Raw genomic sequence first — 9,257 nt, 5'->3', positions numbered from 1 at the left:
GTCGAAGCGCCCCGCTCATCCGTGATCGTCCCCGCCTGGATCCGCACCACATGGTGATGCAGCTGCTCGGGGATATCTTCCTCCACGGCGGCGGTGACGAGCACCTGCTCATACCCGGTGGTCAGCGCCGCGAGGCGCTTGCGCCGCTGGGCATCCAGCTCGGCGAACACGTCATCGAGGATGAGCACCGGGTCACCGGCGGGAGATTCAGCGCGCAGCAGCTCGGCCGACGCCAGCCGCAGCGCGAGCGCGACCGACCAGGATTCGCCATGTGAGGCATAGCCCTTCACCGGCAGATCGCGTACCCGCAGCACGAGATCGTCACGGTGCGGACCGACGAGGGTCAACCCCCGGTCGAGCTCCTTATCGCGCTTGGCCTGCAATTCGGCGCGGAACAGGTCGGCGATCTCGCCCCGGGCATCCTCGGCCGCAGCCTCACCCTCTTCGGGGTCACCGCCGCGCACCGACAGCGCCCACTCGAGCTGCGGGCGGTGGTCGGCGCCAGCGATCGCGGCATAGGCCTCGGCCAAGGGACCCTGCAGGTCGGCCGCCAGGCGGATGCGCGCGTGGATGATCTCGGAGCCGAGCGCGACGAGCTTGTCGTCCCACACGTCGAGGGTGGAGAGCGCATCGCCGCGGATGCCACGCGCCCGCGCCGACTTCAGCAGGGCGGTGCGTTGGCGCAGCACACGCTCGTAGTCAGCGATCACGCCCGCCAGGCGCGGGGTGCGCTGAATCAGCAGCTGATCTGCGAATCTTCTGCGCGAGGACGGGTCGCCTCGCACGATCTGCAGGTCTTCGGGAGCGAAGAGCACGACGTGCGCGTAGCGGGGGAGCTCGTTCGTCTTCGACGGCGAGCCGTTGATGCGCGCCTTGTTCGACCCCTGCCGATTGAGCTGCACCTCGACGAGCACCTTGCGCTGGGCGTGGGTGAGACGCGCGCGAATCACGGCGAAGTCCTTGCCGTCGCGCACCATCGGGGCATCCGACGACACCCGATGCGAACCGAGCGTCGCGAGGAACACGATGGCCTCGGCAAGATTCGTCTTGCCCTGGCCGTTGCTGCCGACAAGCACGTTCGGCCCTGGATGCAGGGTGAGATCAGCGGTCGCGTAATTGCGGAAATCGACCAGGTTCAGGTGCTCCACAATCACCGCATCAGCCTACCTTTCGTCCCCGACACCCACCCCGCCCCTCCCCCTCTTGCCGGGTTTGGGGCGACATCCTGCGTTTGGGGCGGTTGTGGTGCGCCCCAAACGCGAGAATCCGCCCCAAACGAGGCAGGGAGACGCGAGATGGGGGAGGCCGGTCAGCGCAGGAGGAGGTTGGGCTGGAGCAGGTACTTGAACGAGTCGAGGCCGGCCTGGTCGACCGAGGTCTGGCTCGTCACGAGAACGGGGCTCAGCTTGTTCGCGTTGTCCGACGAGGTGAACGTCACGCGGACGAACTCGCTCTTGACCGCACCGAGTGCCTCAAGCAGGTACTGCGGGTTGAGGCCGAGCGTGACATCGTCGCCGCCGGAGAGGTGCGCATCGACCGACTCGGATGCACGAGCCTGCTCGCTGCCGGATGCATCCATCGTCACCGATTCGGCGTCGAACGTGAACCGCAGCGGCGCAGAACGGTCGAGCACGAGCGCCACACGACGAATCGCCTCGATGAGCTCGCCCGTGTTCGCCACCGCGTAGTGCTCGGTCTGCTCGGGGAACAGTCGCCGAACGGGCGGGAAATTGCCCTTGATCAGGAGGGATGTCACCGTCTTGTTGCCCGCGGTGAAGGCGATGATCTCGCGGTCACCCGACCCCGAGAACGCGATTTCGATGTTGCCGGCGTGCGCGAACGTCTTGCCGACCTCGGTCAGCGTGCGGGCAGGAACCAGCGCGGTCTGCTCTGCCGTGTCGCCATCCCACGGCACATCGCGCAGCGAGACGCGGTACCGGTCGGTGGCGACGAGGCTCAGCGTGGTGCCCGACACCTCGAGCTGCACACCGGTGAGCACAGGGGTGACGTCGTCACGGGATGCGGCGAAGGCGACCTGAGCGATCGCGGTGCCGAACTCCTCGGCAGGAACGACACCGGTCGAGCCGGACACCTCAGGAATCGAGGGATATTCCTCGACGGGCATGGCCGCAAGGGTGAAGCGTGCCGAACCACAGGTGAGCGTGATGCCCCCGTCGTCGCCGACAGCAATTTCGATCGGCGCGTTGGGCAGACGGCTGGCGATCTCGGAGAGCAGTCGGCCATGCACGAGGATCGTGCCGGGGGAGTCGACCGTCGCTTCTATCGTCGTGCGGGCGGATGCCTCGTAGTCGAACGCCGAGAGGGTGAGTCCCGCATCGGATGCCTCGATGAGCACACCCGCGAGAATCGGCTGCGGATTGCGCTGCGGCAGCAGCTTGACGACGAAGGACACTGCTTCGCTGAATACATCGCGATTGACCTGGAACCGCACGGGCCCTCCTTCGTTGTCATTCCCTGGGCGCAGTCGACCTGCGTCAGGCCATCCCATGCTAGTGCCCTCGATGTACAGGTCCACCACGGAATGTGTCATTCGAACGGTTCGGCATCCACACCCGTCTGGTGATCGGAGAACCCCTGATGAAGAGAAATCTCTTAACGGTGTTAACAGTTGTGGATTCTGTGGATAAGTCGGTGGATAGCAGTCGCGAGTAGGGAACTACACGTCTGTCACTTGTGGAATCCCTGAGGAATCCGCGGTATTTCGGGGTGTGGGTGCTTCTGAGCGGTCAGGAGGTTTTCCACAGGCAACGCCTTCGCGCGGCATCCGAAGTGGAGTTCTCCACAAGTTATCCACACCCCCATGTGAGTGGGATGACAGATTTGTGCTCCGACCTGGGCTCAGCGTCGGCCGAGCTGGGTGGTGATCTCGGTCACCTGGTTGTAGATCGAGCGGCGCTCTTTCATGAGTTCGCTGATCTTCTTGTACGCGTACATCACCGTGGTGTGGTCGCGGTTGCCGAACAGTTGTCCGATCTTCGGCAGCGAGAGGTTCGTGCGTTCGCGGCACAGGTACATGGCGATCTGTCGAGCGGTGGCGATCTGCTGCGAGCGGCTCGAGCCGTACAGGTCGTCGACCGTGAGCTTGAAGTAGCCGGCGGTCGCGGTGATGATGTCGGTCGGCGAGATGACGTTGTCTTCGGCGGTGTCGACGATGTCGCGCAGCACGGTCTGGGCGAGGGAGATGTCGAGGGCCGAACGGTTGAGGCTCGCGAACGCCGAGACGCGGATGAGGGCGCCCTCGAGTTCGCGGATGTTCGACGAGACCACCGTGGCGATGTACTCGAGCACCTCGTCGGGGATGTGCAGCGCCTCGCTCTGCGCCTTCTTGCGCAGGATCGCGATACGCGTCTCGAGGTCGGGTGCCTGCACATCGGTGATCAGACCCCACTCGAAGCGGCTGCGCATCCGATCCTCGAAACCGGTGAGCAGCTTCGGGGCGACGTCGCTCGTGATCACGACCTGCTTGTTGTGATCGTGCAGCGTGTTGAAGGTGTGGAAGAACGCCTCCTGCGTTTCGGCGCGCCCCTGCAGGAACTGGATGTCGTCGATCAGCAGAATGTCGACCTCGCGGTAGCGCGCCTGGAACGCGGCACCGCGGTTGTTCGCGATCGAGTTGATGAAGTCGTTCGTGAACTCTTCGCTGGAGACGTACCGCACCTTGACCCCGGTGTACAGCGACTGGGCGTAGTCGCCGATCGCATGCAGCAGGTGGGTCTTGCCGAGTCCGGAGTCGCCGTAGATGAACAGCGGGTTGTAGGCCTTCGCGGGCGCCTCGGCCACGGCGACCGCGGCCGCGTGCGCGAAACGGTTGGACTGGCCGATGACGAAGTTGTCGAACGTGTACTTCGGGTTCAGCCGCGATTCGTGCCGGATCGGCGTCGGAGCCGGCTGTTCCATGGGGGAGGTCTCGGAGCGGACGGGCTCGGGCGCAGAGAAGTCTGCGACGGCGATCGGTGCGGTCGGCTGATCGGCCAGTTCGTGATTGACCACCGTGCGGTAGGAGGTCACCTCGTCGCCGATGTTCGACAGCGCTTCCATCAGCGGGATGCGCAGGCGCTTGTTGATCTGCGCTGCGGTGAGGTCGTTCGGCACGTCGAGGTAGAGCACGCCGCTCATCACACCGGCGGGCACCACCAGGCTCAGAAAACCCTGCAGCTGCGGGGTGACGCGCTCGTCGACCTGCAGACGTTCCACCAGTTCGGTCCAGATGGGAACGTCGGGCTGGGCAGCGAAGGTCATGGTGCTCCGGGCGCGGTTGTGGAAAGCGCACCCGAAAATGGTGGCTCCCCCTGTGGATAACTTCCGATCACACGCTAGTCATCGGCGCACCTGACGGCAACCTGTGCCGGAAAACACGCGGGTGTGTCGGATGCGAGCGCCGAATCCACAGGTGTGGATAATGGCTGTGAGCAACGTGGTGGATGCAGCGCAGCATCCGACCACCGATTCCCGCGTGTCTGCGCGCGATTTGCCCTGTGCCGTGGCAGGTCGTACCCTTAATCGGTTGACTTATGCCTTTTGGCAGTACCCCTGTCTCCGGATGAACCGAACCGGTGACACACCCAGTCCGGAGTGATTCCTCATGAGCACGCGCACCTTCCAGCCCAACAACCGTCGTCGCGCCAAGAAGCACGGCTTCCGCGCCCGTATGCGTACCCGCGCCGGCCGCGCCATCCTGTCGGCTCGCCGCTCGAAGGGCCGCACCGAGCTCTCGGCGTAACCCTCTTGCTCGCCCGGCCGAATCGACTGACCCGCGGCGCTGACTACCGACAGGTGGTCCGACGTGGAACGCGATGCGGCGGCGCGCGCCTGGTGACCTCGGTGTTGCCCGGTGGCGAAGAGCGAGCACCCCGTTTCGGGTTCATTATCAGCAAGCAGGTGGGGACAGCTGTCGTGCGCAACACCGTCCGCCGACGCCTCAAGGCGATCTGTGCGGAACTGCGCGACACGGTTCCCCAGGGCACGGATGTCGTCATCCGTGCCCTTCCTGCATCTGCGACCGCCGAGTTCGGCGATCTGCAGGCGGATGTCACGCGGTGCCTGCACCGGTTGATCGGTGTTGAGCGAGCATGAGCGCGCTCCCCTCGACCGCGTATGGGACAGCGCACTGGCATCCGTCCGACCTCGTGCGCAGCATCCCGGTCCTTCCCCGTAACCTCGTGCTCGGTTTTCTCACGGGTTACCGCGCGGTGATCTCCCCGCTGTACGGAGACGTGTGTCGGTATTACCCCAGCTGTTCCGCGTACGCTGTAAGTGCGGTGCAGCAGCACGGTGCCGTGTGGGGAGCGGTGCTCTCTGCGTGGCGTGTGCTGCGGTGCAATCCGTGGAGCGCCGGCGGCGTCGATGACGTCCGTCCGCACGCTCACTTCCGATACGACCTGACGCCCAAGGGCTTCGTCGTACCTGCTCGAAAGGAAACGAACAGTGGGTCTTGACCTTCTGCTCTCAAGCACGACCACACCGGCGCCGTCCAGTGGTGGCTTCGATCTGTTCGGCACCATCCTGTGGCCGCTGAAGTGGGTCGTCGAGATGATCCTCGTCGCGTGGCACTGGTTGCTCACCGCGATCGGGATGCCCTCGGCTGATGGTCTGACCTGGGTGCTCTCGATCGTCGGTCTCGTGATCGTCGTGCGTCTGGCGGTCTTCCCGCTGTTCGTGAAGCAGATCCGCAGCCAGCGGAAGATGATGGAAATTGCTCCTGAACTGCGAAAAGTTCAGGAGAAGTACAAGGGCAAGCGCGACCAGTTGTCTCGTGAGGCGATGAGCCGCGAGACGATGGCGCTGTACAAGAAGCACGGCACGACCCCGGTCTCGAGCTGTCTGCCGTTGCTCATCCAGATGCCGATCTTCTTCTCGCTGTACAGCGTGCTGGTCGACGTCGCCAAGCATGCGGATGCGCAGACCGGTGGTGTCGGTCTGCTGAGTGCGGAGCTCACGCAGGAGTTCTACGACGCGAAGCTGTTCGGTTCTGTCTCGCTGCACGAGACGCTGGGTCAGGCGTGGGCCGACCAGAACGTGTTGGCGATCTCGATTCTCGCCGCGCTCGTGGTGCTGATGATCGCGTCTCAGTTCATCACGCAGCTGCAGATCATCTCGAAGAACCTGTCGCCCGAGGCCAAGACCGGCCAGGCGTACCAGATGCAGAAGATCATGCTGTACGTGCTGCCGCTGGGCTTCATCTTCTCGGGTGTGCTTTTCCCGCTCGGTGTGGTCATCTACTGGTTCGTGTCGAACCTGTGGACGATGGGTCAGCAGTTCCTCGTCATCCGCGAGATGCCGACGCCCGGTTCTGAGGCAGCGAAGGCTCGCGAGGAGCGTCTGGCTCGCAAGGGCAAGGCGATCAACTCCGAGGGCAAGGTCGTGCCGATCGCGGCTTTCGAAGCTGAGCAGCAGCGCAAGCTCGAAGAGGTGGAGCGCGCGAAGGCCGAGGCGCCGAAGCGTGAGCAGCCGATGAGCAAGAAGCGCGCAAAGAAGAAGGGCGGGAACTCGTGAGCGCAGGAGAGACCAGCGCACCCGTGGAGTCGACGGTGGAGCAGCTCGAGAACGAGGGCGATGTCGCGGCCGACTTCATCGAGGAGCTGCTCGACATCGCGGACATCGACGGGGACCTGACCCTGGATGTGCGTCAGGGTCGTGCCTATGTGTCGGTCGAGGCGGAGGGCGATGGCCTGTCGCTGCTGTCGGCACCCGATACGGTGCAGGCACTGCAGGAGCTCACGCGTCTGGCCGTGCAGAGCAGCACCGGTCAGTTCTCGCGGCTGATCCTCGACATCGGCGGCTCGCGTGATGCGCGTCGTCGTCAGCTGGAGAAGCTGGTGGATGCTGCCGTCGCGAAGCTCGATGAGGGTGCCTCGCAGGCTTCTCTTCCGGCGATGTCGAGCTACGAGCGCAAGCTTGTGCACGACATCGTGTCGGAGCGGGGCCTGGGTTCCGAGTCCTACGGCGAGGGTGCGGACCGTCACACGGTCATCACGCGCCGCTGATGTTTCACGTGAAACGGTGATGGTGAGTGAGGATGCCGGCCGCGGTGACGTGGCCGAAGTCGAGGCCGAGCCGGCCGTAGCTGCGTCACTGTTCGGCGATCGGATTGCGCTTGCGCGCCAGTTCACCGCTGCTCTTGCGGCGGAAGGCGAGCTGCGCGGGCTGATCGGACCGCTGGAGTTGCCGCGTCTGTGGACGCGTCATGTGCTGAACTCGGCGATCGCGGCTCCGCTGTTCTCCGGGTCCGTCGCGGATGTGGGGTCGGGGGCAGGGTTGCCTGGTCTGGTGCTGGCGATCGCTCGACCCGATGTGCAGTTCACGTTGATCGAGCCGATGGAGCGTCGCGTCGCGTGGCTCGAGGAGCAGGTGGCCGCGCTGGGTCTCGACAACGTGCGAGTGATGCGTGCGCGTGCGGAGGATGTCGGGCTGGAGTTCGATGTGGTGACCGCTCGGGCTGTCAGCGCGATGCGCACGCTCGTGCCGATCACCGCGCCGCTGGTGCGCGACGGCGGTGAGTTGATTCTGCTGAAGGGTCACAATGTGCCCGCGGAGATCGACGCGGCCGCGAAGGTGCTGAAGAAGCACAAGGTGACGGATGTCTCCGTCGAGGTCGTGGGGGAGGGCGTGATTGCCGAACCCACCCGCGTCGTTCGCGCCCGGGTTCGCGCCTGACCTGCCACTTGACGCCGTTCGGTTCCTGAGCGAGCAAAGCGAGACGAAGGACCGATCGCTGGCCTAGTCGACAGTCCTCGATCTTCCCCCCACGGTGGGTCCCTGAGCCGGTCGAAGGGTCTCACCGCGTTTGCTTCACGTGAAAAATAGCCGAGCCTCGGTGGGTCCCTGAGCTCGTCGAATGCCAGTAGTCCGATCCGGCGCAAGATCGATGTTTCACGTGAAACATGCCTGAGTGTGGGGTGGCTCCCTGCGCTTGTCGAAGGGCCCCGCTTTCGCGAATTGCGGGGACCCCCACACTTCATAAACAGTTCAATCGATGGTCGTCCGGGCTTCCGTGAGGGAGCGCGGCTGCGTCCCGACACCCAACGGACAATAGTCCGATCCAGCGCTAGACCATGTTTCACGTGAAACACGTGCGGGGGTGGGTCCCTGAGCTTGTCGAAGGGCCCCACATTCGCGAGTTTGCGGGGCAGGGGCCCGACCCCAGCGCCTCACAAACAGTTCTGTCGCTGACCGTCCGGGGTTCCGCGAAGGAGCGCAACGCAAGCCCCATGTTTCACGTGAAACATGACCGAGTGTGGGGTAGGTCCCTGAGCTTGTCGAAGGGCCCCCTTTCGTGAGCGGCGTGAAGTCTCCGTCCGCCCGCCTGTCGTGGATTGACCCGCCCGTCGGCGATTCAGGTTTGTCGCGCGAGCGCAGTAGGGATCGTTCGAGCATTGGCAGGCGCGGGTCGCTGGATCGTTCGTAGGGACTGGGCTCACCTGATCGCAGGTAGCAGCCGCGTTTCACGTGAAACATGTCAAGCTGCGTCTCTACCGCCGCCCCCGAAACCTGAACCTGTCGGAAGGGATCCTGCTTCACGAGCGGCGTGCACCTCCCACTTCGATTCTCGTCAGCAGGGCTCTTTGGCCGCGACGCGACCTTTTCGCTTGAGCGCAGAGGCATTCCGCCGCGTTGGCTGGCCGGGTCGTGGAATCTCTCAAGGGGCGGAGTGCGCCTCGGCTTTGCGCAGCCGACGTTTCACGTGAAACACGCTCAATCGGTAGTCTTCGCGCCTACGTGGGCACCCGAACTTGTCGAAGGAGCCCGCCATCCATCGCTTCGGGCTCTGATCCGGTCCCCGTCAGTACGCCTGGCGCGTTTGTGTGCCAAGCTTCTCGCGCGAACGCAGCGGCCATAGTCACCGTATTGTCAGCCCTGTCCCGCGAATCTCCCGGGGGAGAGAGTGTTTGCCGGCATCCCACACCGCATGCGCTTCACATGACAAAGGTGCAGACGCTGCCCTTCGCCTAGCCCTGGGTCCCGGAGCTTGTCGAACGGTGACCACTTTACGAACGGCGGGAGATTTCTACTTCACTTCTCGTTAGCAGCGCATCGAGGTGTGACTGAGCGCAGCCAGGCGTCGACCTACCGTGTCCACCGAGTTTCACGTGAAACATGTTCGTTCCGTCTCGCTCGCGTTGCCGAGCTCGCAACGAACGACCGACCGACACGTCGGGACGCGATACGCATCACCGCGCTCCAGGCGCTCTGAGCGCCAGGGCGCTCGACGTGCGAGTTGCTCGATCGACGCCCCTAGC

At 64.4% G+C, this 9,257-nt stretch carries 9 protein-coding genes; 6 read left to right on the top strand and 3 right to left on the bottom strand.

Translation table 11 applies throughout. The features are described from left to right. From recF to dnaA, 3 genes are all read right to left on the bottom strand, one after another. Positions 1 to 1,154, bottom strand: a 1,154-nt coding sequence (gene recF, locus WDU93_RS15115) for a DNA replication/repair protein RecF (protein ID WP_337322071.1), incomplete at its 3' end; no start/stop codon positions are given. A gap of 155 nt (positions 1,155 to 1,309) precedes the next feature. After that, positions 1,310 to 2,452 (bottom strand): DNA polymerase III subunit beta, encoded by a 1,143-nt coding sequence (dnaN, locus tag WDU93_RS15110; RefSeq protein WP_337322070.1) that lies wholly within the window; start codon positions 2,450 to 2,452, stop codon positions 1,310 to 1,312. A 407-nt stretch (positions 2,453 to 2,859) separates the two neighbouring features. Next, positions 2,860 to 4,260 carry a chromosomal replication initiator protein DnaA gene (gene dnaA, locus WDU93_RS15105; protein WP_337322069.1) on the bottom strand — a complete coding sequence of 467 codons (1,401 nt, stop codon included), beginning with the start codon at positions 4,258 to 4,260 and terminating at the stop codon, positions 2,860 to 2,862. 343 nt (positions 4,261 to 4,603) lie between these two features. Here dnaA and rpmH point away from each other — a divergent pair, with 343 nt between their 5' ends. The 6 genes from rpmH to rsmG are packed head-to-tail and all read left to right on the top strand — an operon-like array spanning position 4,604 to position 7,674. Next, on the top strand, positions 4,604 to 4,741 hold the full coding sequence (gene rpmH, locus WDU93_RS15100) for a 50S ribosomal protein L34 (RefSeq protein ID WP_337322068.1): 138 nt from the start codon (positions 4,604 to 4,606) through the stop codon (positions 4,739 to 4,741). Positions 4,742 to 4,746: 5 nt separating this feature from the next. Next, positions 4,747 to 5,094: a ribonuclease P protein component gene (gene rnpA / locus WDU93_RS15095; protein WP_337322067.1), complete on the top strand. Its 348-nt coding sequence runs from the start codon at positions 4,747 to 4,749 to the stop codon at positions 5,092 to 5,094. After that, a complete protein-coding gene (gene yidD / locus WDU93_RS15090) occupies positions 5,091 to 5,456 on the top strand; it encodes a membrane protein insertion efficiency factor YidD (RefSeq protein ID WP_337322066.1) in 366 nt (121 codons plus the stop codon). The genes rnpA and yidD overlap by 4 nt, the downstream gene beginning before the upstream one ends. Then, entirely contained in the window at positions 5,446 to 6,513 is a 1,068-nt protein-coding gene (gene yidC / locus WDU93_RS15085) for a membrane protein insertase YidC (RefSeq protein ID WP_337322065.1), read from the top strand. The genes yidD and yidC overlap by 11 nt, the downstream gene beginning before the upstream one ends. Further along, the gene (locus WDU93_RS15080) at positions 6,510 to 7,004 is read left to right on the top strand and encodes a Jag family protein (RefSeq protein WP_337322064.1); all 495 of its coding nucleotides are present in this window, start codon (positions 6,510 to 6,512) and stop codon (positions 7,002 to 7,004) included. The genes yidC and WDU93_RS15080 overlap by 4 nt, the downstream gene beginning before the upstream one ends. Before the next feature lie 19 nt (positions 7,005 to 7,023). After that, on the top strand, positions 7,024 to 7,674 hold the full coding sequence (gene rsmG, locus WDU93_RS15075) for a 16S rRNA (guanine(527)-N(7))-methyltransferase RsmG (protein WP_337322072.1): 651 nt from the start codon (positions 7,024 to 7,026) through the stop codon (positions 7,672 to 7,674). Positions 7,675 to 9,257 lie beyond the last annotated feature (1,583 nt).

The sequence above is a fragment of the Microbacterium istanbulense genome, from assembly GCF_037204145.1.
Classification (GTDB): Bacteria; Actinomycetota; Actinomycetes; order Actinomycetales; family Microbacteriaceae; genus Microbacterium; species Microbacterium istanbulense.
The sequence above is the reverse complement of the archived record's forward strand: the minus strand, read 5'-3'. Positions and strand labels throughout refer to the sequence as shown.